Source organism: Paenibacillus brasilensis (genome assembly GCF_009363115.1).
GTDB lineage: Bacteria > Bacillota > Bacilli > Paenibacillales > Paenibacillaceae > Paenibacillus > Paenibacillus brasilensis.
In genome coordinates this window covers 264,772-290,685 of the sequence record NZ_CP045298.1, presented here as the reverse complement: position 1 = coordinate 290,685, position 25,914 = coordinate 264,772, and the positions used below count along the sequence as shown (strand labels likewise).

At 47.0% G+C, this 25,914-nt stretch carries 11 protein-coding genes (1 of these 11 only partly in view); 10 read left to right on the top strand and 1 reads right to left on the bottom strand.

The window, feature by feature from the left end; genetic code table 11:
- Positions 1–361: 361 nt before the first annotated feature.
- Entirely contained in the window at positions 362–1,303 is a 942-nt protein-coding gene (gene cysK / locus GCU48_RS01200) for a cysteine synthase A (protein WP_152378774.1), read from the bottom strand.
- A gap of 803 nt (positions 1,304–2,106) precedes the next feature.
- Between cysK and GCU48_RS01195 the strand changes: the two genes are divergently transcribed.
- The 10 genes from GCU48_RS01195 to GCU48_RS01150 all read left to right on the top strand — a co-directional run.
- Positions 2,107–2,742, top strand: coding sequence for an MBL fold metallo-hydrolase (locus GCU48_RS01195; RefSeq protein WP_081752135.1), 636 nt, complete (start codon positions 2,107–2,109; stop codon positions 2,740–2,742).
- Between the two features lie 453 nt (positions 2,743–3,195).
- The gene (loaP, locus tag GCU48_RS01190) at positions 3,196–3,717 is read left to right on the top strand and encodes an antiterminator LoaP (RefSeq protein WP_025717365.1); all 522 of its coding nucleotides are present in this window, start codon (positions 3,196–3,198) and stop codon (positions 3,715–3,717) included.
- A 104-nt stretch (positions 3,718–3,821) separates the two neighbouring features.
- Positions 3,822–4,613: a 4'-phosphopantetheinyl transferase family protein gene (locus GCU48_RS01185; protein ID WP_152378773.1), complete on the top strand. Its 792-nt coding sequence runs from the start codon at positions 3,822–3,824 to the stop codon at positions 4,611–4,613.
- 121 nt (positions 4,614–4,734) lie between these two features.
- Positions 4,735–4,974, top strand: coding sequence for an acyl carrier protein (locus GCU48_RS01180; protein WP_025717363.1), 240 nt, complete (start codon positions 4,735–4,737; stop codon positions 4,972–4,974).
- A complete protein-coding gene (locus GCU48_RS01175; RefSeq protein WP_370881045.1) occupies positions 4,961–6,199 on the top strand; it encodes a beta-ketoacyl synthase N-terminal-like domain-containing protein in 1,239 nt (412 codons plus the stop codon). The genes GCU48_RS01180 and GCU48_RS01175 overlap by 14 nt, the downstream gene beginning before the upstream one ends.
- A 15-nt stretch (positions 6,200–6,214) precedes the next feature.
- Positions 6,215–7,477 carry a hydroxymethylglutaryl-CoA synthase family protein gene (locus tag GCU48_RS01170; RefSeq protein WP_152378771.1) on the top strand — a complete coding sequence of 421 codons (1,263 nt, stop codon included), beginning with the start codon at positions 6,215–6,217 and terminating at the stop codon, positions 7,475–7,477.
- Entirely contained in the window at positions 7,474–8,235 is a 762-nt protein-coding gene (locus tag GCU48_RS01165; RefSeq protein ID WP_025717360.1) for an enoyl-CoA hydratase/isomerase, read from the top strand. The genes GCU48_RS01170 and GCU48_RS01165 overlap by 4 nt, the downstream gene beginning before the upstream one ends.
- A 46-nt stretch (positions 8,236–8,281) precedes the next feature.
- Positions 8,282–9,031 (top strand): polyketide synthase, encoded by a 750-nt coding sequence (locus GCU48_RS01160; protein ID WP_025717359.1) that lies wholly within the window; start codon positions 8,282–8,284, stop codon positions 9,029–9,031.
- A gap of 290 nt (positions 9,032–9,321) precedes the next feature.
- Positions 9,322–20,505, top strand: coding sequence for a hybrid non-ribosomal peptide synthetase/type I polyketide synthase (locus GCU48_RS01155; RefSeq protein WP_152378770.1), 11,184 nt, complete (start codon positions 9,322–9,324; stop codon positions 20,503–20,505).
- On the top strand, positions 20,489–25,914 hold the beginning of the coding sequence (locus tag GCU48_RS01150; RefSeq protein ID WP_152378769.1) for an SDR family NAD(P)-dependent oxidoreductase. 14,416 nt of this gene lie beyond the right edge of the window; the window shows 5,426 of its 19,842 coding nt (coding positions 1–5,426); its start codon is at positions 20,489–20,491; its stop codon lies beyond the right edge, outside the window. The genes GCU48_RS01155 and GCU48_RS01150 overlap by 17 nt, the downstream gene beginning before the upstream one ends.

Genomic DNA, 25,914 nt, shown 5'->3' with positions numbered 1-25,914 from the left:
ATCATTTCAGCAAGTATCTAGCAAAAAATCTAAGGGGAGTAAATATTCTACTGACGTTATTCAACAAACAAGAAATGTTTTCAACCGCTTTACCTACGACAGTTCAGTCGAAGTCTTTCTAGGAGCATTTGGTACAAGACTACTACGGAGAAGCTCACTTTTACAGAAAAATCCTTATGAGCTACAACGACATCGCGCTGCCAAGGTAACTTTTTCTTCGCTAGCGGTCCATTCGTTGTGCAAAAAATGGACCGCTAGCGAAGAAAGGCATCTTTAGGTTATTGAAACAATTCTATAGGTTCCTGCTTGTCGTGGCTGGAAAATTTACAAAAGAGGCAGGGGGGGCCCTGCCTTCGGCGTTTTATAATTCTACGTCTGAGAAAAGCGGAGTGGACAAATAACGCTCACCTGTATCAGGTAATATGACCACGATCGTCTTGCCTTTATTTTCTGGAAGCTTCGCAATTTGTGTTGCTGCATAAACCGCAGCCCCAGAAGAAATACCAACAAGCAGCCCTTCTGTTTTGGCAAGCAGGCGTGCAGTTTCAAACGCATCTTCGTTTTTAACTTTGAAAACCTCATCCACATATTCTTCATTAAAGTTATTTGGAATGAAACCAGCACCGAGTCCTTGTAGTTGATGTGGACCTGGAGTACCGCCAGACAGCACTGGTGAATCGAACGGCTCGACGGCTATCACTTTTACAGAAGGTTTTCGTTCCTTCAATGCTTGGCCAACGCCCGAAATAGTTCCACCTGTACCTACGCCCGCGATAAAAATATCTACACCGCCGTCCGTATCATGCCAGATTTCCACAGCTGTAGTCTTGCGATGAATTTCTGGATTGGCAGGATTGCTGAACTGCTGTGGTATGAAAGAGTTTGGTGTTTCGGCAGCCAAGAGCTCAGCACGCTTGATAGCGCCTCTCATTCCCTCGGATCCCGGTGTTAACACAAGCTCAGCACCGAACGCAGTCAAAAGCTTACGACGTTCGATACTAAACGTTTCAGGAAGTGTAATTATAAGTTTATATCCAAGAGCCGCAGCTGCAAATGCAAGTCCGATTCCAGTATTGCCACTTGTCGGCTCGATAATAACGGAGTCTTTATTGATTAAGCCTTTCTCCTCAGCATCTTTAATCATAGCATATCCAATGCGGTCCTTAACGCTACCAGCCGGATTTAAATATTCCAACTTTGCTACCACGTTTGCCTCAATATTTTGGATTTGGCTGTAGTTCAACAGTGCTAACAAAGGAGTATTTCCAATTAATTCTGTCAATTTTTGGTGAATCTTAGTCAAAATTATCCCTCCAAACAATTATTTCATATCTATTTACTATGACATTGATATTATCACGAATTTTTCTTCATAACCATGTCTTGTTAAAACATAGTGTGGAGCGGGAACGAATGGAGACAGTCTAAGCGATAATGATTTTGTATTTAGTAGATGGCAAAAAGAGCAGTAAGGAATTAATCCTTCTGCTCTTTTTATTGGGGACAGACTGTAGTATTTTGTGTAGAATACAGTTTAAATGAGAACATATACGAACACATAAAAGTCTTGAATATACTGGATTTTGGAACTGTATGCCACTACAGTATATTAAAAACTCATGTCTTAAAATCCTGCGGTAGGTGACTACCGTACCGGTTCGATCCCGGTCCTCGGCATCACAATGAAAACCTTGAGAAATCAAGGTTTTTCTAATTTTATTATACTTGTATGAAACATTTGAGTCCTGCACAAAAAACCTCCTTTACAGGTTCTGACTAAATCAGATTCCTGTAAAGGAGGTTTTTTCGTTCTCACATTGTTTGCTCAAAACTATGCAGATACATTATGAACGAGTACACCGAGCGAATTTGTAACAGAGCGCCGAAACGTTTCTATTGCATAAGATGGTATAATCATAAATACAACCGTCGATGTGTTGTCGCTTCCTCGGAAATACCACAGATGTCTGCCCACAATGAACAGGGTCGAGCATTTGAACGGAGGAATTTTACACACAAAATTGGATTTGACCGTTGGGAAGGTGGTTCAGAGAAGCTGGTATGAGTCTGACGACATATCATATGGAACAGTTAAGAGTCCATTTTATGAATTTCATTAACTATGTATATTTTGTGATGGATAAGAAAACAAGAGACATAGCTATTGTTGACCCATCATGGGATTTATGGAAGGTAGAATCTTGTATTCAGCAATTAAATGGTAATCTGAAAGCCATACTATTAACCCACTCACACTTTGATCATATTAATTTGGTGAATTCGCTGATAGACAAATATAACCCGCAAGTATTCATGTCAATAAAAGAAATTGATTTTTATCATTTTAGATGTAGAAATTTATATTCAATTCAAGACGAGGACTCTATCAAGCTTGGAGAAACAGACATCATAAGTCTTTTGACTCCCGGACATACCTTGGGAAGTGTATGCTATCTTTTATCAGATCACTTATTTACGGGGGATACAATATTCATTGAAGGTTGTGGCTATTGTGATCCGAATGGAGGAGATCCTGAAGAGTTATATCATAGCATTCAAAAAATAAAGCGAGAGATTGATGGCTCCATTCGAATTTATCCTGCTCATTCATTTGGTAAAGCGCCTGGGTTCTCACTTAATTATCTCATGAATGAAAATATTTATTTTCAATTTACGAGTAAGGAACCATTTATTAAATTCAGAATGCGCCCGAACCAAAAACGTCTATTCGATTTTAAATGAGCTTGTAAAGTGGCGTAGTTTTAATTGGTGAGTGAAATCGTGAAATTAAAGAAGATAGTCCTATATTTTAAAAACATTCAGGCACAAGGCATCAAGGATAAAAGGGCTACTTAGCAAACGCTGAAACTATGAAGCTGTAAAGAAATAATGACTTTTCAATTGAGACTTTCAAAAAAATTGTGAAATCTAATAATGTCCAATTACTAGTAATTGACAACAGACTGAACAGAGGATTATAATGAAAAAACATTATTCCAATTATATGTTTTAATGAAAAATAAAGGAACTTATCTGTGGTTAATCGCTGGCGGGTCACGTTAACCATCAATAAGGGATATATCGTGAGAGATGGTAGCTTATCAGATAGGATAAGTGAAAGGGCGAAGCTATGTATATTGCCAGCAGACTTTATAGGAGATGATTTGGCAGTACGGTTTATAGGAGATGAGTTAAGTGAATTGGTACGTGTTTTTTGTGCGAACGGGTAGGGAAGAGAAGGTCAAACAGCTTATTAATGAGTGGCTGGATTCTGAAGTTTACAAACCATTTATACCACTCCAAGAGAGGCTCTTTAAAGTAGCAGGAACAGTAAAAAAAGAATTAGCTCCTTTGTTCCCAAGCTATGTATTTATCGAGTCGAATTTACCTGACTTGCAATTCCTGACAAGTACGAATTCAATGATTTACACTTCTAGTGATATCATTCGTTTATTGAGGTACTCGAAGTCAAAAGCTGCGATGAGAGATTGCGAGAGACAGGTGTTAGAGAGCTTATACAATGATAGCTATTGTATAGAATCATCCACTGGAATGATTGAAGGAGACAATATACGTATCATAAGTGGACCTCTTCAAGGAAGGAGCAGTATCGTTAAGAAGATAGACAGACATAAAAGGCAAGCAGTCATTCAGTTGGAATTTATGGGTGATATTAGGCTGGTGAATGTGGCTTTGGAAATTATCAGCAAGGTTTAAAATGGAGGAGTCGTGGGGAAATCAGTCTCCATGAGGAAGCTTTCAGAACCCTTAAGGGATTTGAAGGCCTTTTTTGATTTGGACTTCATAAGGGAGATATGTACATGGCCTCGTATGTGGAGCAACTCATGTTGAAGCGAGAAGATGCCGTGATGAAGGCTGCTGTCAGTTTTGTGTATGCGGATTATAATGCGGGCTCTCCCCTCGACCGGAATGTTTTTCATCTGGATGAGTGTAGTTACTTCGAGAGTCTGGAATTCCATCGGCGGAAATCCAACTTTCTGCTTGGCAGGCTAAGTGCAAAACAAGCAGCTTCGGTGCTGTTAAGCGAGCCTGACCTGCGCAACGTAAGCGTGAAGGCAGGTGTTTTCGGCCAGCCCGTGCTGCGAGTCACTGGTGTTCCCAGCTACCAGGTGAGCATCACCCACTGCGACTCGATCGGGGCAGCAGTTGTTTTTCCGGAAGTGCATCCCATGGGCATTGATATTGAGAGAATTGATCCTAAGCGAAATAAGACAATCGAAAGCCAGTTGACGACGGGAGAAAAGGAAAGAATCTCTGCCGCGCGGGGAGTAGAGGAGTACTCCGTTTTATTGACGGTTTTTTGGACGGTAAAGGAGGCGCTTTCGAAAATATTGCGTACAGGTTTTACAACCTCGTTGCATGTACTTGAAATGAATGAGACCTTATTTGTGAATGAATACTTCCGAAGTACATTTTCACATTTTCCACAGTATGCTGCCCAGTCTTACCGGTTGGGTGACTATATCTGCACAATTGCAGCACCGAGGAGGACGGAATGGAGTATGAATACTTCTCAGTTGTATTACAATTTTAATTCGGTTTTTCATCCAATCTGTCTGCAGGTCGAAACATTTACAGAGGACATCTTTTGAAAGTTAATCATAGCCAAGCTTGATATCTATTTCTTGCAATGGAAATAGGAGGGGCTTGAATGCTTACTGAATATCAGGTTCGTTGAGTCTCAACCAATCTATTTTTTAGGAGGATACAAATATGCATAAGGAAGAAGTATTTGATATCGTTAAACGTTGTATTAGTGAAGTGCTTCCAGAATTGCAAGATCACATGTTCCAGTATGAAGATCGATTGGTGGATCTGGGTGCAGATTCGGTAGACCGGGCCGAAATTGTTAACAAGACGATGGAAGCATTATCTCTGAATATTCCGCGCGTCGAATTGTCTGGCGTCAAAAATATAGGAGAATTGACAGATGCGCTCTATGCAAAATTGTGAACAGCCTGAGCTAGTCGTAACGGGGATTGGCGTTTCTTCTGCGATTGGCCAGGGGAAGGCTGCCTTTTCCTCGGCGTTGTTCAAAGGGCAGCATGCTTTTGGCGTCATGCAGCGTCCCGGTAGGAGGGGAGAAGCTTCATTTATAGGTGCGGAACTGCCATCTCTGTCTTATCCGGAGACATTGTCCAAGCGGATGTTACGTACAGCATCATTTTCAGGGCAGGTGGCTATGGTTACCCTTCAAGAAGCCTGGGATGATGCCAAATTGGATAACGTCGACCCGAGCCGCATTGGATTGGTGGTTGGAGGCTCCAATTTTCAGCAACGGGAATTATTTCAGACCTATGAGACCTATCGGGAAAAAATGTGCTTTGTGCCGCCGACCTATGGGGTTTCCTTTATGGATACTGATTTGTGCGGACTATGTACCGAGCAGTTCGGTATTCAAGGGTTCGCATATACCGTTGGAGGCTCATCCGCGAGCGGGCAAGTCGCGATTATTCAAGCGATTGAGGCGGTTCAAGCGGGTCGTGTCGATGTTTGTATTGCAATGGGAGCATTGATGGATATTTCGTATATGGAATGCCAGGCGTTGCGATCCTTGGGAGCCATGGGAAGCGATCGATATGCCGATGAACCTGCAATGGCGTGTCGACCCTTTGATAAGATGCGAGACGGGTTCATATATGGGGAATCTTGCGGGGTTGTAGTCATAGAGCGGTCCGATTCTGCGGTGAGGCGTCAGGAGAAACCTTATGCCAAGCTTGCAGGATGGGATATGGGAATGGATCGCAACCGGAATCCCAATCCCTCCTGCGAAGGTGAGGTCCGAGTGATTAGAAGAACTTTGGAGAAAGCGAAGCTGCTACCAGAAGAGATTGATTATATTAATCCCCATGGGACAGGCTCGATTGTTGGAGACGAGATAGAGATAAAGGCATTACGTGATTGTAAATTGTCACATGCCTACATCAATGCAACCAAATCCATTATCGGTCATGGCTTGAGCGCGGCAGGGACTGTTGAAATGATTGCTACTTTATTGCAAATGAGGGATTCGAGGCTTCACCCAACCCGTAATTTGCAGGAGCCTATCGGAGTGGACTGCAACTGGGTGAAGAATGAGTCCATTCCAGCAGTTATTCACAATACCATGAATCTGAGTATGGGGTTCGGCGGAATCAATACGGCCATTTGTATGCAAAAATGTGAGTCGGGTATTTAAGAGAGGGGGACGATTATGGTTGTCGTGGGAATTGAGGCAATGAACGTTTTTGGTGGCTCGGCCTATCTGGATGTTATGCAATTAGCCCAACACAGACAATTGGATCCTGCAAGATTTGAAAATTTATTAATGAAGGAAAAGGCAGTTGCCCTGCCTTATGAAGATCCGGTTACCTTCGGAGTTAATGCGGCAAAGCCGCTGGTGGACGCTCTTTCAGAGGCGGAAAAAAATCGAATTGAAATGCTTATCACCTGTACGGAATCAGGTATTGATTTTGGAAAGTCAATCAGTACATATATTCACCACTATTTGGGATTGAATCGGAATTGCAGATTATTCGAGCTTAAGCAAGCCTGCTATTCGGGTACAGCCGGATTCCAAATGGCAGTGAATTTTATTCTTTCCCAGGTCTCGCCAGGAGCAAAAGCGCTAGTCATTGCTACTGATATTTCACGATTCATTGCTGCTGAGGGAGGGGATGTCTTGAGTGAGGATTGGTCTTATGCTGAGCCAAGTGGAGGCGCAGGGGCCGTGGCAATGCTCATTAGTGAAAACCCTTATGTATTTCAAGTCGATGCCGGCGCTAATGGATATTACGGCTATGAGGTGATGGATACTTGCCGACCAGTTCCAGACAGTGAGGCTGGGGATGCAGATTTGTCTTTAATGTCCTATCTGGACTGTTGCGAGCAAGCATTTTTGGAATATCAAAAACGGGTGAAGGGTGTAAATTATAAAGATACCTTTCAGTATCTTGCCTTTCATACCCCATTTGGCGGAATGGTAAAAGGAGCGCATCGCACGATGATGCGAAGAACGACTCAAGCCAAACCCAATGAGATTGAGACAGATTATTTACAACGTGTAAAGCCTGGGTTGGCGTATTGCCAACGAGTCGGGAATATTATGGGAGCGACTTTGTACCTGTCTTTGGCAGGTACGATTGATCAGGGCACATTCGATTCTCCAAAGCGAATAGGCTGTTTTTCCTATGGGTCAGGCTGCTGCTCGGAATTTTATAGCGGGGTTGTGATGCCGCAAAGTCAGGAACATCTGCGGCGTTTTGATATCGAGCGTAATTTGGATGACCGCTATCAATTATCTATGGATGAATATGAATCCTTGCTGAAAGGCAGTGGCGCCGTACGTTTTGGAACCCGTAACGCGAAGCTGGATTTTCAATTGATTCCTGGGGTAATAGCTTCCGGGAAAGGGAGACAGCGGTTGTATCTGGAAGAAATCTATGAATTTCACCGTAAATACAGGTGGGAATCATGAATTATCAGACGATCCAGGTTCGGTTTCAAGAGTCGATTTGTTATATACGGTTTTACAGGCCGGAGGCAAATAATACGATTAATAATACCCTTATCGAGGAGTGCTTGCATGTGCTTGCGCTGTGTGAGAAGTCGGTTACGATCGTAGTTTTGGAAGGTTTGCCGGAGGTGTTCTGTTTTGGAGCGGATTTTGAGGGAATGCGTGAAAACATGGCAATCGGACAAGAAGATGAACAGAGTCCAGAGCCTTTGTATGATCTATGGATAAAACTGGCAACGGGGCCCTATATCACGATTTCTCATGTGCGAGGAAAGGCAAACGCTGGTGGTGTCGGATTTATTGCTGCCAGTGATATTGTGATAGCCGATCAGACGGCACAGTTCAGCTTGTCGGAATTGCTGTTCGGACTTTTTCCTGCTTGCGTTCTGCCATTTTTAGTCCGTAGGATTGGATTCCAAAAAGCACATTATTTAACACTGATGACGCAACCGGTTTTGGTTCAACAGGCCCATGTATGGGGATTGGTTGATGCATATGATGCTCAGAGCGAGACAGTGCTGCGCAAGCATTTATTACGCCTTAGACGTTTGAGCAAGAAGGGAATTTTACGCTACAAGCGCTTTATGGATGAACTCAACGATTTGCGTCAGTGTAAACCACTGGCATTGGCGTCCAATCAAGAGGTGTTTTCAGACCCTCAAAATCTTAAGGGCATTTTTCGGTATGTCGAAACGGGACAATTCCCGTGGACCGACTGAGGGGCGCTTGCCACAAGAAGGGGATGCAGGGGGGAAGAAAATCATAATGTCACAATCTGTGGTTGAGCTACTTGAAATCGAGCGAGGCATTATTCAAGTGAAAATGCAAGATAGAATTCATAAAAATACATTTACGCTTGAAATGACCCACGGACTAAGACAAGCGTTCAAGGCGATCGAGGACGATTCAACCTGCAAAGTTGTAATTCTAACAGGATACGACAACTACTTTGCCACGGGTGGGACGCAAGAGGGATTGTTGGCCATACATGAAGGAGTCTCAAGATTTACCGATGAAAATATCTACTCTCTTGCATTGGGCTGCAAGGTCCCAGTTATAGCTGCCATGCAGGGGCATGCAGTAGGCGGGGGCTTTGTCATGGGGCTATTTTCTGATTTCGTAGTCCTAAGCAGGGAAAGTGTATACACGACTAATTTTATGAAATACGGATTCACACCGGGAATGGGAGCGACGTACATTATTCCCAAAAAACTAGGGTTCAGCTTAGGAGAAGAATTATTGTTGAATGGGGGCAATTACCGAGGCGCAGAACTGGAGAAAAGGGGAGTTCCGTTCCCGACCCTGCCTCGCAAAGAAGTAATGAACTATGTAATGGACCTTGCCCGGCAGCTAGCCGAGAAACCCAGATTTTCTTTAATCACGTTAAAGGATCATTTGGTTGGTCCACTCCGGGAGCAGCTCCCCAAAATCGTAGAACAAGAGCTGATCATGCATGAGAAGACCTTTCATCAAGCGGAGGTTAAAGAACGAATTATCAACTTGTTTGGAAAATAACCGAATTTATATACATGAGCTATGCAAATCGCGGTCTTGCAAGCTGCCGCACCTGTATATCTCAATCCATAGAGATTCCGTTGAACGCCTTTGCGGTTGTTCATGCGAACCTGGCAACGAGTGTGAAAGAGGCATATTGTCCTGCTTATCACTCGTTTTTTCTTTGACTTAATTTTATCAAGCCACTTCAGTTAATGCTTTCAGGTTTGAACAGCAGCTCAAAATGGACAGGGTGGTACGCCTTTAGCTCATGTATATATAAATTTTGTGTTTTGAGGAGTTGGTGGAGAATGACGCGAAAACATGACCAAAGATGGAATCTTGATATTCCGATCGCTTCTTTTATTGAAACTTGCCGGCAATTTCCTGAAAAAGAGTTATTCACTTTTGAGAAAGAAGGTCAGAGTCCCCGACTTCTTACGGGAAATACACTGCTGCATCAAGTACAGACTATGGGCAATGTCCTTTTGAAAGAATTGAATGCGCAGGAGCGGGTGCTTCTTGTATTTCCACAGGGCCTGGAATATATCAGCAGCATGCTGGCATGTTTTTATACAAATATCGTGGCCATACCTACACCGATTACAGATTCGGAGCCGGATGAAAAAATCATTGAGAAGATGATGCCTATTTACAAGGATTCCCAGGCCGTGTGTATCATAACAAATACGGACTTCAAAGCATTTTTCCAAACACGACCGGAGTTTCGTTCGATCCGTATCCTGAATATTGATGAAATTTCTCAAGAGGACGCCGTTGGTGTTGACATAAGGATGAGAATGCCAGCGCCGGAAGATGTTGCTCTTCTGATGTATACATCAGGCTCAACATCCTTGCCAAAAGGTGTAATCGTCAGTCACAAATGCTTGATGAATCAGGCCAAGGCCGAGCAATGGAGAATTGACCGGAATAGCCGTGTTGTTTCCTGGATGCCGCAATTTCATGCATTTGGACTGCATAACAATATTTTAGTCCCGTTGCTGAACGGGGCATCGAGCGTTATTCTCCCGCCGGAAGGCTTCGCTAAAAATCCAGAACATTGGATTCAGATGATTGACAAGTATCAGGCTACCCATACGGCTGCGCCAAATTTTGCGTTCGATTACTGCTGCTCCACATTGGACATAGCTTCAATCAAGGAATATTCGCTTCACCATCTTCAAGCGATTATATGTGCAGGTGAGCCTATTCGTAAGGAAACTTACGAGAATTTCATCGATGCATTCCGGACTTTGGGGCTTCAAGAGGATATATTTTGTCCTCTCCTTGGCTTATCGGAGCTATGCCCTGTTGCCAGTATAAAGCCAGGACAGTCAATGAGGTTCCTTAATTTGGACATTCCTAGCCTGGAGCAAAGAAGAGTCCAATATACGGATGAGAAGAACAAATCGAAGTCCGTAGTCAGCTGCGGGGAGATCGAAGATCCGACACAAATACGGATTGTCCATCCTGAAAGTCATACACTATGCTCACCGGAGGAAATCGGAGAGATTTGGATTAAATCCGAACGGATGGCAGAGGGGTATTTAAACAGGAAGGAAGAAACAAGTAGCACTTTTGAGGCAGCCCTTTCCAATACAAAAGAGGGCGTTTTTTTTCGTACAGGCGATCTTGGTTTCATTGCGGACAATCATGTCTATGTCATCGGCAGAGAGAAGGAAGTCATCATCATTCACGGCAAAAATCATCATCCTGTCGATATTGAATGGACCATCAAAAAAAATATGCCGGAGTTGACCTTGCCCATCGCAGTATTTTCCTCTGAAATGAATGGCCAGGAAAAGGTAATCGTTATACAGGAAATCGAAACGCCTCTTCAAGAGCAGGAATATAAACGGCTGGTCGAAAGCATACTGAATGCCGTATCCGAGACGCATCAACTTGAGATCTACGATATCTTTTTGCTGCATAAGGGGAGTATCCCCAAGACAGGGAGCGGAAAAATCCAAAGAAAGATCTGCCGTAGTGCCTATATCAAGCAAGAGCTTCAAGCACTTTATCAATATCGGAGTGCATCCTCAACATCACGCTCGAATATCATAAATGCCGTTCCGCTGGTACAGTCGAAGATTCAGGAGTATATGGTGCAATTTTTGTGTCGGGAACTGAATCTTGAGCACGGGAAAATGGATTTGAATAAAAATCTTCACGGCTATGGCATCGATTCCATTCTTGTCATGAAGCTTATACGCGGCCTTGAGAAGTCCTATCCGATCAAGGTTAAAGCAAGAGAAATTTTAGAGAACCCCACGATTCAACTATTATCGGCATATTTAGCCCAAAAGGTTGAGGCAGATAAATCCGTTGTACAGGTCAAGACTGAGACAATCCCGCACAGCTTCCGAAGGAATCCGCTTTCCGAAGTTCAGAAAGGGTTGTGGCTATTACATAAAATCTCTCCTGAAATGAATGCCTACAATGTACCGATATGTCTCCGGTTTAATACGAAAATTGAGATAGAGAGTGTTCAACAGGCTTTTTATATCGTTTTAGAACAGCACCCCATTCTAAAAAGTGTGATTGAAGAGGAAAATGGGAACCCTTATCAAAACTTTCAGCCCACGCAGCCGCTTCATGTGTATGTAGAGGATATTTCAACCTTGGAAGAGGAAGAAATAATTCCCTCCATTAGGAATAAGGCAAAGCAGCCATTCGTACTGGAACAGGACCCTTTGATGCGTGTTTATCTCATGTCCAGATCCGAACAGGAGCATTTTATACTGGTTGTCATCCACCATATTATTTTTGATGGAAGCTCTTTCGTCATTTTTATTCAAAGCTTTTTGGATGCATATAAGGATTTGGTACAGGGAAAAAGACCGGCAGTGTTACCACCCGCAGCAAGCTATAGCGATTTTGTTGAATGGGAGCAAACGATGTTAGCAAGTGCTGAAGGGGAGAAGTATCGTTCCTATTGGAAGCAACAGCTTTCAGGTGCTTTACCAACCCTTGAGCTTCCGTATGACCGCTCTGGTTTTCTAGTTCCAAGCGTGGAAGCACAAACCTACACCAAGCGGCTTCCGCTTGAATGGGTCAGACGGGTAAAATCTTTTGCCCAAGCACAATATACGAGCTTGTCTACAGTCTTGTTAAGTATGTATATGGTATTGCTTAACCAGTATTCGGAGCAGGAAGATATCATTGTTGGAATGCCAGTCATGGTGCGCCCGGAGCAGCGTTTTGATCAGTTAATCGGTTATTTTGTCAATATGCTTCCGATCCGGAGCCGGATGTCGGCAACAGAGACATTCCTGGATTTCATGAAAAAATTGCAGACGACAGTAGCTGATGGAATGGACCATGCCTCGTATCCTTTTCCGGCACTGGTCCGAGAATTGAATGTGCCGCGTACGCAGACGAGCTCGCCTGTTTTTCAAGCGACCTTTTCTTATCAAAATTTCCTTCAAACTTCAAGCTTTCAGCAGCTTTGCAAGTCGTATAAAAATATCTTTTTCGTCGAATGGGTTGAAGACATTCACCAGGAGGGTGAATATGAGCTGGTATTGGAACTGCAGGAGCAGGAAGAGGAAATGGTACTCAATATCAAATACCGCTCCAATTTGTTCGATGATACAACCATCGTGCAGATGGCAGAGCGTTACATCGGATTAGCGGAAGCGATTATGAACCATCCCACTTGGGCCTTGGAGGAGCATTCATTACTTTTACAAGAGGAAAAGGACATCATCCTCCATGACTGGAATGCGACTGAAGCAAGTTATCCCGACAAATGCCTACCTGAATTATTTGCAAAGCAGGCAAGAAAAACGCCAGAAGCTATTGCAGTCGTATATGAGGGCGAATCGCTTACCTATCGGGAACTAAAAGAAAAGAGCACTTTGCTGGCCCTATATTTGCAGAAACATGGTGTAACCCCCGACACGCTTGTAGGGATTTGCATGGAACGATCTATCGATATGGTGATTGGGCTGCTGGGAATCCTTATGGCGGGTGGAGCCTACGTGCCGCTCGACCCGGACTATCCGGAAGACCGATTGGAGTATATGCTTCAGGATTCCAATGCTTCACTTGTCATTACGCAATCAGGATTGTTGGAGAAAGTGTCCCGCCTGGCAGGGAGTAATGTTAGCTGCATTGTCCTTGATAAAGATTGGGATCATCTGAAAAGTGATGTGAAGGCCAGAAAGACACTCAAACGGGAAGTACAGCCTCACCATTTGGCATATGTGATATATACCTCTGGAAGTACGGGGAAACCCAAGGGGGTTATGATCCCGCATAAAGCGTTGACCAACTTTCTGGTCTCCATGGGAGAGAAGCCCGGCTTAACAGAGCAGGACAAACTACTTGCAGTCACAACGTATTGCTTTGATATTGCGGGGCTGGAATTATATCTGCCTTTGATTAAAGGTGCCGAATGCTATATTTGCAGCTCTAAAAACACAAAGGATGCCGAAAGACTTAAGCAGGAAATTCAAAGAATACAACCGACAATCATGCAAGCGACTCCTGTTACTTGGACCATGCTTTTTCAAGCCGGGTGGAAAAACGAAGAGAACATGAAAGTTCTCTGCGGTGGGGAAGCACTTTCGGAAACGTTGAAATCTTATTTTGTTCATAACAACTGTGATGCATGGAATATGTTCGGTCCGACGGAAACGACCATTTGGTCCACAATGCAAACGATTGCCGCAGACAAGCCTGTTACGATCGGTAAGCCTATCGCAAACACCCAGATTTACATTTTGGACAAACGCCTCAGACCTGTGCCTGTAGGGCTCCCGGGCGAGCTTTTCATTTCCGGCAGCGGCTTGGCCAGAGGCTATTGGAACCAGCCGGTGCTTACGGCTGAAAAGTTCATAGACAACCCATTCAATCCGGGAACAAAGCTCTACAGAACCGGAGATTTATGCAGGTGGCTTTCGGACGGCTCTATTGAGTATGTGGGGCGAATGGATTATCAAGTGAAAATCCGCGGGTTTCGGATTGAGCTGAGTGAAGTGGAAAGTCAGGTCAGAGCATATCCGGGAATGGATGAATGTGTGGTGGTTGCCAAGGAACAGGGGGGGCACAAGCAGCTTGTTGCCTACTGTTTACTAAACAATTCCGAGGCTGGAAAATCCCGCTTTGACCCGAAAGAAGTACGAGATTATTTAAAAGCGTTTTTGCCCTATTATATGATACCGGCATTTTTTATCGAACTAGACAAGCTGCCTTTGACTCCAAATGGGAAAATAGATCGGAAAGAATTAATGAATCGCAGGATCGGATTGGCGACAACAGCAAGGAAAATCCATTTACCACAATCGGATGTTGAACATAAGGTTCTAACCATATGGAAAAAGCTTCTGGATGTTGACGATCTAAGTACGGATGATGCTTTCTTTGACGTAGGCGGAAATTCTTTTTCGGCAGCAGAGATGATTGGAACGATCAACGAAATGCTGGGTTGCGATATTTCGGTGACCGCACTGTTCAAGTATCCGACAGTTAAGGAGCTCAGTGCTTACATTACAGAAGCAAAAAGCGAGGAGGTTGCTTTTGCATCGGAAGAACCAGATACACCAGAACAATCAGATACACCAGAACAAACAGACACAGATGAAAATACAGCCTTGCCGGAAATGGATTCGGGCGAAGATGACCGCAAGCCACCATACCCGGATTATTTTGAGGATAGTATCGCAATTATAGGAATTTCATGCTATTTTCCGGGGGCCAAAAACCATGCTGAGTTTTGGAGCAATTTGCGGGCAGGGGTTGAGAGTGTCCGCTTCTTTTCCGAGGAAGAACTGGCTGGATTAGGGCTGGAAAAGGAAATCGTCGGGAATCCAGGCTATGTTGCCGGACGAAGCGCGATTGAGGGGAAAGAGTTTTTTGACCCTGAGTTTTTCAACTTTTCACAGAAAAATGCAGAGTTTATGGATCCTCAGATGAAATTGCTGTTACAGCATTCATGGAAAGCTGTTGAGGATGCTGGCTATGTTTCCAAAGAAATTCCTGACACCAGTGTGTTTATGTCGGCAAGCAGCAGCTTCTATCAAGCATATATTCCCAATTTGGCATCGCAATCGCCTAATGTCCTGAAGAACGCGGATGAATATGTAACCTGGATTTTAGCACAGGGTGGGACAATTCCTACCATGATCTCTCATAAATTGGGATTTAAAGGTCCGAGTCTGTTTGTGCATTCGAACTGTTCTTCCTCATTAGTGGGGTTGCGTCTAGCTTCGCAAAGCCTGCTATCCGGCGAAGCAAAATACGCTTTGGTCGGAGCCTCAACGATCTTTCCATTTACCAGTGTAGGCTATGTGCATCAACCCGGCTTGAATTTTTCCAGTGATGGACATGTTAAAGCTTTTGATGCGTCGGCCGATGGAATGATTGGCGGAGAAGGGGTTGGGGTTGTTCTACTGAAGAAAGCGCCGGATGCGGTTAGAGACGGTGACCATATTTATGCGCTTTTACGGGGAGTAGGTGTGAACAACGATGGGGCCGACAAATTAGGGTTTTATGCTCCAAGTGTCAAAGGTCAGGCTGAGGTTATTCAGAAGACGTTAGAATCAACCCGAATTCATCCCGAATCCATCAGTTATATCGAGACGCATGGAACCGGAACAAAACTGGGGGACCCTGTTGAATTTGCTGCCTTAAACGAGACATACAGGCAGTATACAACCCAAAAACAATTTTGCGGTATTGGGTCGGTCAAAACCAATATCGGGCATCTGGATACCGCAGCAGGTTTGGCGGGGTGCATTAAAGTTGCTTTAAGCTTATACCATAACGAGATTCCGCCTACGATTAATTACGAAAAACCGAATTCCGAACTCAATTTGCCCGATTCACCCTTTTATGTTGTTGATAGCCTCCAAAAATGGGAGCACGCGTCGACTCCTCACCGGGCGGCGCTAAGCTCCTTTGGAATAGGCGGAACTAACGCTCATGCTATTTTCGAGCAATTCGTATCCAATGCTGAATCAGAGCGCTTGAATTCCAGCTTTGTGAACGATGCTGCTGTCTATCTGATTCCATTATCTGCAAGAAATCATCATCGGCTAGAAGCGTATGCGCAAGAACTTTCAGCTTTCTTGGCAGCTTGTCAAGAAGTCAATTTGTCGGATGTATCCTTTACACTGCAAGCAGGACGAATGGCAATGAGAAATCGAGTAGCCTTTATCGTCAAAAATACAAGCGAGCTGGTGCAAAAACTGGAATTGTTCGCGAATGGACAAGAACATATCGAGAATTGCTGGCGGGGAGAAAACAATCAGTTAAAAGATTCAGTGCAATTATTTGAACAGGAAGAAATTTTTAAGGAATTAGTGAGCAAGTGGATTTCAACTCGTGAAATGAACAAGCTGGCAGAGTTGTGGGCCAAAGGCTTCCATATAGATTGGCGATTATTATATGACGATATCAAACCGAAAAGGGCAAGTCTCCCTACGTATCCTTTTGCTCAGGAGCGCTGTTGGGCTCCGGAGATTGAGGCCGGAGCAGCCAGAGCAAAAACAGCAAGAGCCGAAGCAGCGGAAGCGCCTGCGGTTGCCGTTAGCCGTACACTGCTATTTGAGCCTGCCTGGAGAGAGCAGGATGTACCGCTGGAAGCCGAAGCCCCCGCCTATGATCGGCGAATAGTCTTGCTTTGTGAGCCGGGCGAGGCCTTGCACGAGCAGCTCGAAGCGAAAGTGAGCGGGAGCGTGCAGGTGCTTGCCTTTCAAACCGGGAAAGGCCGGGTAGATGAACGGTTTCAGACCTATGCGGCCCAGGCCTTTGAGAGCATCCAAAGCATACTCAAAGACAAGCCTGAGGGAAAGGTGCTGGTCCAAATGGTCGTGTGGACCGCGGGGGAAGGGCAGCTCTTTTCGGGACTTTCGGGACTGTTGAAGACAGCCCGGCTGGAAAACCCGAAATTCATCGGGCAGCTGATCGAAGTGGAGCAGGCAGAACAGGCGGAAGGCATCCTGGCGAAGCTGGAGGACAACAGTCGAAGTCCGGTGGATGGATGGATTCGCTATGAGAACGGTCAACGGAAAACCGCGCTCTGGAGCAGGCTCGATCCGTCCGGGGAAAAAGAAGGACTTCCCTGGAAAGACGGTGGCATCTATCTGATCACCGGGGGCTCCGGCAGTCTGGGACTGCTGGTTGCAGAAGAGATCGTCCGGCAAACCCAAGCGGCGACCTTGATCTTGACGGGGCGGTCGCCGCTGGACCAGGGTCAGCAGACCCGGCTGAAGGAGCTGGAGGCTTCAGGTGCCAGCGTGGTGTACAGGCAGGGTGATATCACCGACAGGAAGACGGTTATCGGCTTGCTGGACAGTATTCAAGAGGAATTTGGGCGTGTGCAGGGGATCATTCACTGCGCAGGGGTGATTCACGATAACTTCATCATCAAGAAAACAAGGGAAGAATTTATAGAGGTGCTGGGACCGAAGGTGAGCGGACTGGTCCATCTGGATGAGGCGAGCAGCGGTCAGGATTTGGATTTCTTTGTGCTCTTTTCTTCCATATCGGGCAGCTTGGGCAATCCGGGACAGGCCGACTATGCCACCGCCAATGCCTTTATGGACGCGTATGCCGATTACCGAAATGCCCTTGTGGGGACCAAGCAACGGCGAGGGCGGACGTTATCCATCCGCTGGCCGCTGTGGAAAGAGGGCGGGATGCGGATCGATGCGGACACGGAACAGATCATGATGCAGAACATGGGCATCACGGCGATGCAGACCCGATCAGGCATCAAGGCGTTGTATGACAGCCTGGCTTCCGGCAAGGAGCAGGTGCTGGTCATGGAAGGAGAGCCCGGGAAAATCGAGGCTTACCTGGCGAAAGCCGTCTCACAGGCCGGTGTCGTCCGTGCTGTCCAGACAGTTGTACCTAACCAGGCAACCACGCCTAAGCTGGATGCGGGCTTGCTCTACGATAAAACCTTATACCGTCTCAAGGTGCTATTGGGAGAGGTGACTCGGCTAAGCGTCGGCAACATCGAAGCCCATGAGCCGTTGGAGAGCTATGGAATCGACTCCATCATGATTACCCAGCTCAATGCCAAGCTGGCGGGCTTCTTTGGAGAGCTGTCGCAGACGCTGTTTTATGAGTACCAGACCTTGCGTGCCTTGGCGGAATATTTTGTGGCGGAATACCCGCAGGAGTGCATGCGGTGGGTCGGGATGAGCCATGACCTGCGGCCTGAAGAGGAAATACCTGCGGCACCGCGGAGCGCCGAAGAAGAAACCGTGCCGGCTGCGGTGAAGGAGACAGCGAAGCCGACTCGAAGCTTGGCGAAGCCTGCCGCAGTGGAAACTCCTGCCGCAGCGGAAAGTCGTGAACCCATAGCGATCATTGGAATGGCTGGAAAGTATCCCGGATCGGGGAACATGAACGAATATTGGGAAAATCTAAAAGCAGGAAAGGACTGTGTCGCCGAAATCCCGAACGAACGTTGGGCGCTGGAAGGGTTCTTTCATCCTGATCCACAGGAAGCGGCGGCGAATGGAAAAAGCTACAGCAAATGGGGGGGCTTTATCGAAGGATTTGCAGAATTCGATCCGCTGTTTTTCAATATTGCGCCACGGGAAGCACTCGGTATGGACCCGCAGGAAAGGCTGTTCATTGAAGCCTGCTGGGAAGCACTGGAGGACGCGGGCTACACCCGGGAACAGCTTGCGTTGCGGCATAACCGCCGGGTAGGCGTATTTGCCGGGATTACCAAAACGGGCTACGAGCTCTATGGGCCGGAGTTATGGAAGAAGGGAGCGCACATATTCCCCCATACATCCTTTAGTTCGGTAGCAAACAGGATTTCGTACCTCTTTAATTTGCAAGGGCCGAGCATGCCGATCGATACGATGTGTTCGTCCTCGCTGACCGCGATTCATGAAGCCTGTGAGCATCTTTACCGGGGAGAATGCGAGATGGCAATTGCAGGCGGAGTCAATCTGTATCTCCACCCGCTCGGCTATGTCGGGCTTTGCGCCAACCATATGCTGTCTGCCGACGGGCAGTGCAAGAGCTTCGGCAAAGGAGGCAACGGGTTTGTCCCCGGAGAAGGCGCGGGAGTCGTCCTGCTCAAGCCATTGTCGAAGGCGATTGCCGATGAGGACCCCATCCATGCGGTGATTCGGGGGACGAGCATCAACCATGGAGGCAAGACCAACGGCTATACCGTGCCAAGCCCGACCGCCCAAGGGGAGCTGATTCGGACGGCACTGGAGCGAGCGGGGGTACATGCCCGGACGGTCAGCTATATTGAAGCCCATGGGACAGGCACGGAGCTGGGGGATCCGATTGAAGTGACAGGTCTGACGCAGGCATTCAGGAAGGATACGACGGACACAGGATTCTGCGCCATTGGGTCCGTGAAGTCTAACATCGGACATCTGGAGGCGGCGGCGGGCATCGCAGGGATTGGGAAAATTGTCCTGCAGATGAAAAACCGGACGCTGGTACCCAGCCTGCATGCACAGGAATTGAATCCGAACATCCATTTCGGTCAGACGCCGTTCGTGGTGCAGCAGGAGTTGGGAGAATGGAGACGGCCGATGGTTGAGATTGGTGGAGAGACGCGGGAATACCCGAGGATTGCCGGGATTTCATCGTTTGGAGCGGGAGGATCGAATGCGCATGTCATCATCGAAGAATACATTTCAGAAGAGTGCGTTCCAGAAGAGAAGGGGGCGATAAGCGTTACGGTCCAAAAGCCAGCGATCATCGTATTGTCGGCCAAAAATGAAGAACGGCTGAAAAAGCAAGCAGAGCGATTGCTCACCGTCATCGGGGAAGGACAGCTAAACGAAAGTAGTCTGGCCGATATGGCCTACACGCTCCAGGTGGGACGCGAAGCGATGGAAGAGCGGCTTGCCGTGATTGCAGGGTCCATGCAGGAGCTGGTGAACAAGCTGGAAGGATTCCTGGAAGGCCGGGACGGTATCCCCGAGCTGTACCGGGGCCAGGTCAAACGGAATAAGGAGGCGCTGACGGCGCTGGTAGAAGATGAAGACATGGATAAGATGATCGCTGCCTGGATAGGGAAAAGGAAATATTCGAAGGTTGTCGATCTCTGGGTCAAGGGACTGGCGATGGACTGGAACCAGCTTTATGGAGATGCCAAGCCGCGGCGAATCAGCCTGCCAGCCTATCCTTTTGCAAGGGAGCGGTACTGGATTACGGATATTAAAACCAAGTCGGCTTCCATTGAATTTGCACATGCTGTAAAGCCAACAGATTCGTTCATTGGCCAAAAGACACTTGCGAAAACGGCAAGTGTTTCGGAAATAAATGCGGAGGAAGGCGCTGCTCCATATTCCAAAGCTATTCCTTCGTATATCCAGAATATCCAGAGCCATATTTCCGCCAGTGTAAAAATAAAGAAGATGCCAGATACTTCTTATCTAGCGGCTGAATACGAAAGAATGCCCTCGACTACGGTCGACAACAAAGCTTACTCGGAACAGGATGAAGCGACGGAGGGACTAAATCGGCAAAGGAGGCTTACAGATGAAGGAAATGAATGATATCTTGTACAGGCTGTTATGGGGCCACTTGCAATGGATGGGATTATGTCCATATGCGAATATGGAAAAGAAAGCTATGCTCGCGGACTTTAAAACAAAAACAGCTTTACTGGATTTATACGATCGTTGGCTTGAAGAAAGCATAGAAGTATTGGCACGGCATCAGTATTTTTACTGTAACGGAGAGTCTTATAGCGTAGCGGATACCGCTTCGGTTGATCTGCAGGCTGTATGGAAGGAGTGGGAATGGAAGAAAGGGGCATGGCTGAAAAATCCGGATCTTTCAGCTTGGGTAGTTTTGGTAGAATCAACATTGCGCAAACTGCCGGAAATTTTGACCGGAAAAATACCTGCCACCGACATTGTTTTCCCTAATTCCTCCATGAAGCTGGTGGAAGGCATCTATAAAAACAGTCCTGCAGCAGATTACTTTAATGAAGTGCTGGGTGATATTGTAGTCTCCTATCTGAATGAGCGACTTAAGCATGACCCGTCGGTGCCGATTCGAATCATTGAAATTGGCGCAGGCACTGGAGGCACCAGCGCTATGGTCTTCCAGAAGCTTAAACCTTATCGGGAGCATATTCAGGAATATTGCTATACCGATAAATCCAGAGCATTTTTATTACATGCACAAAAAGAGTACGGTCCACAAAATCCTTACCTGACCTATCAGATTTTTAATGTGGAAGAGTCGGTTGAGGGGCAAGGTATCGACACAGGTGGATATGATATTGTGATTGCTACCAATGTATTGCACGCCACCAGGAACATTTGCCAAACGCTACGCAATGTCAAAGCGGCGCTGCGAAAAAACGGCTTGATTCTTATAAATGAAATCAGCGGCAACTCTCTGTTAAACCATCTATCCTTTGGCCTTTTGGAGGGATGGTGGCTTTATAATGACCCGGAACTGCGCATTCCAGGCTCTCCCGGGTTATATCCTGAAAGCTGGAAAAAGGTATTGGAAATGGAGGGCTTCCGGTCGATATTTTTCCCAGCTCAGGAGGCACATGATATAGGCCAACAAATTATTGTGGCTGAAAGCGATGGTATGATTCAGAACAAACAGGAGCTTGAACACGGCGAGTCTCAAAAGAAACCGTATGACAGAGAAATTCGATCAGGTACGGGTGTAACTGATGTGACCGACGAGATGGCTGAAGAGTATGTCAGGGAGCTTATTGTAGAGAAGCTGGTAGAGGCTTTGAATGTAGACTTTACTATGATTGATATTCATGAGTCATTCGCAGATTATGGATTGGATTCCATTCTTGGCGTCAACTTTGTGCAGGCTGTCAATCAGGGGCTGGGGATTCATTTGCAAACTACCGACATCTTCGATTACAGCTCGGTAAAACAACTGACGGCATGCATTTTAAACCAATATGGCGATAAAGTTTTACAAGCCTTGGGCCAAAACGCTGATCAAATAGATGATGAGGAAGAGGCAAGTCGCGGCATCCAAGAATTTGAAGACACAAAGTATATTCCTAATCCGGTTCAAACGGCAGGTGTATCCGTTGAGCAGGAGGGGGGCAAAAAGAAGTTTAAAGAGAAAGCTTTAACGCAAAGAGAGCCCATTGCGATTATTGGAATGAGCGGGCGGTTTGCTGAGTCTGAAAATGTACATGAGCTGTGGAATCACCTTAAGCATGGCGACGATTTAGTGGAAGAGGTAACCCGGTGGGATCTTTCAAAATACCAGGAAAAACATGCAAGCTACTGCAATCATGGCAGCTTTTTGGGGGATATTGATAAGTTTGATCCGCTTTTTTTCAATATCTCGGGACTGGAAGCGACCTACATGGATCCGCAGCAGCGATTGTTTCTGGAGGAAGCGTGGCATGCTCTGGAGGATGCAGGTTATGCGGGCTCAGGGATGCAGGGCCGCCGATGCGGAGTTTATGTAGGGTGTGCGGAAGGAGATTATCAACAATTGCTGGGTGAAGACCTGCCTCCGCAAGCGCTCTGGGGCCATATGGGTTCCGTAATTCCCGCTAGAATCTCCTACTATCTGGATCTTCACGGGCCGGCCATAGCTGTAGATACAGCTTGTTCCAGTTCGTTAGTTGCCGTTCATCTGGCTTGCCAAAGCTTATGGACCGGGGAAACGGATATGGCTTTAGCTGGCGGTGTCTATATTCATACTACCCCTCGCTGCTATTTATATGGTGACAGAGCAGGAATGCTGTCCCGTTCGGGGCGCTGTTATACCTTTGATGACAGGGCAGATGGAATGGTTCCGGGAGAGGCTATTGGCACGGTAGTGCTCAAGCGGCTTCATGAAGCTGTTGCCGATGGTGACCACATCCATGGAGTGATTTTAGGCTCGGGAATCAATCAGGACGGCACCACGAATGGACTTACTGCGCCAAGCCAGAAATCTCAGGAGCGACTGGAGCAATATGTATACGATACATTTGATATCCACCCTGAGCAAATACAGATGGTGGAAGCACACGGGACCGGTACCAAATTGGGAGATCCAATTGAATATCAGGCACTGACGCGAACATTTAGAAAGTATACTGACAAGAAGGAATATTGCGCGATAGGGTCTATTAAGACGAATATCGGCCATACGCAAATAGCGGCAGGAATTACAGGAGTAATCAAACTGCTATTGTCTTTAAAGCATAAACAAATTCCGCCTACACTTCATTTCCAGTCAGGCAATTCGAATATTCAGTTTGCGGATAGTCCTTTTTATGTCAATACCCATCTACAGGACTGGGAGATAGAACCTGGAGCCAGACGCTGTGCAGCGGTCAGTTCCTTTGGCGCCAGCGGCACCAATGTCCATATGGTCATAGAAGAGGCTCCAAAGACGGAACGAAGACATTCTGAAAAACCGGGTTATTTAATTCCATTATCGGCACGGACTTTAAAACAATTACGCCAGCAGGTAGAGCAACTGATTGCATATTGCGAACAGGAGCCTACGGCAGACTGCGGAAATATGAGTTATACATTATTGCTTGGGAGAAAGCACTGCAACCATCGGCTTGCATGTGTTGCCCGCAATCAAGGCGAGCTTGTCATGTCCCTTAAAAAGTGGCTGGAAAAAGGCAGTGCTTCTCAAGTTTATTATGCTGAACTGCACGAAAAAGAACAACGTATACAAACGTCTTTGAAAAGATACGGGGATGAATGTATTCAAAGCTGTCAGAATACAGGCGATGCGCGCGAGTATTTGGAACTTTTGACTACTATTGCAGATTTGTATGTTCAGGGATATTCGTTAGACTTTGAGCGTTTGTTTTCAAATGAACAATACTCCAGGATTTCGCTGCCGACTTATCCTTTTGCAAAAGAGCAGTATTGGGCGCCTGGAAGTGAAACAAAAATGATCGGCGACATAGCGGCAGAAAGTGAACCGAAATTTACGATCACCAGAACAGCGGAAGCCGTTAGGATCGCGGAAGCGCCTGCGGTTGCGAATAGCCGTACACTGCTATTTGAGCCTGCCTGGAAAGAGCAGGATGTACCGCTGGAAGCCGAAGCCCCCGCCTATGATCGGCGAATAGTCTTGCTTTGTGAGCCGGGCGAGGCCTTGCACGAGCAGCTCGAAGCGAAAGTGAGCGGGAGCGTGCAGGTGCTTGCTTTTCAAACCGGGAAAGGCCGGGTAGATGAACGGTTTCAGACCTATGCGGCCCAGGCCTTTGAGAGCATCCAAAGCATACTCAAAGACAAGCCTGAGGGAAAGGTGCTGGTCCAAATGGTCGTGTGGACCGCGGGGGAAGGGCAGCTCTTTTCGGGACTTTCGGGACTGTTGAAGACAGCCCGGCTGGAAAACCCGAAATTCATCGGACAGCTGATCGAAGTGGAGCAGGCAGAACAGGCGGAAGGCATCCTGGCGAAGCTGGAGGACAACAGTCGAAGTCCGGTGGATGGATGGATTCGCTATGAGAACGGTCAACGGAAAACCGCGCTCTGGAGCAGGCTCGATCCGTCCGGGGAAAAAGAAGGACTTCCCTGGAAAGACGGTGGCATCTATCTGATCACCGGGGGCTCCGGCAGTCTGGGACTGCTGGTTGCAGAAGAGATCGTCCGGCAAACCCAAGCGGCGACCTTGATCTTGACGGGGCGGTCGCCGCTGGACCAGGGTCAGCAGACCCGGCTGAAGGAGCTGGAGGCTTCAGGTGCCAGCGTGGTGTACAGGCAGGGTGATATCACCGACAGGAAGACGGTTATCGGCTTGCTGGACAGTATTCAAGAGGAATTTGGGCGTGTGCAGGGGATCATTCACTGCGCAGGGGTGATTCACGATAACTTCATCATCAAGAAAACAAGGGAAGAATTTATAGAGGTGCTGGGACCGAAGGTGAGCGGACTGGTTCATCTGGATGAGGCGAGCAGCGGTCAGGATCTGGATTTCTTTGTGCTCTTTTCTTCCATATCGGGCAGCTTGGGCAATCCGGGACAGGCCGACTATGCCACCGCCAATGCCTTTATGGACGCGTATGCCGATTACCGAAATGCCCTTGTGGGGACCAAGCAACGGCGAGGGCGGACGTTATCCATCCGCTGGCCGCTGTGGAAAGAGGGCGGGATGCGGATCGATGCGGACACGGAACAGATCATGATGCAGAACATGGGCATCACGGCGATGCAGACCCGATCAGGCATCAAGGCGTTGTATGACAGCCTAGCTTCCGGCAAGGAGCAGGTGCTGGTCATGGAAGGAGAGCCCGGGAAAATCGAGGCTAACCTGGCGAAAGCCGTCTCACAGGCCGGTGTCGTCCGTGCTGTCCAGACAGTTGTACCTAACCAGGCAACCGCGCCTAAGCTGGATGCGGGCTTGCTCTACGATAAAACCTTATACCGTCTCAAGGTGCTATTGGGAGAGGTGACTCGGCTAAGCGTCGACAACATCGAAGCCCATGAGCCGTTGGAGAGTTATGGAATCGACTCCATCATGATTACCCAGCTCAATGCCAAGCTGGCGGGCTTCTTTGGAGAGCTGTCGCAGACGCTGTTTTATGAGTACCAGACCTTGCGTGCCTTGGCGGAATATTTTGTGGCGGAATACCCGCAGGAGTGCATGCGGTGGGTCGGGATGAGCCATGACCTGCGGCCTGTAGAGGAAATACCTGCGGCACCGCGGAGCGCCGAAGAAGAAACCGTGCCGGCTGCGGTGAAGGAGACAGCGAAGCCGATTCGAAGCTTGGCGAAGCCTGCCGCAGTGGAAACTCCTGCCGCAGCGGAAAGCCGTGAACCCATAGCGATCATTGGAATGGCTGGAAAGTATCCCGGATCGGGGAACATGAACGAATATTGGGAAAATCTAAAAGCAGGAAAGGACTGTGTCGCCGAAATCCCGAACGAACGTTGGGCGCTGGAAGGGTTCTTTCATCCTGATCCACAGGAAGCGGCGGCGAATGGAAAAAGCTACAGCAAATGGGG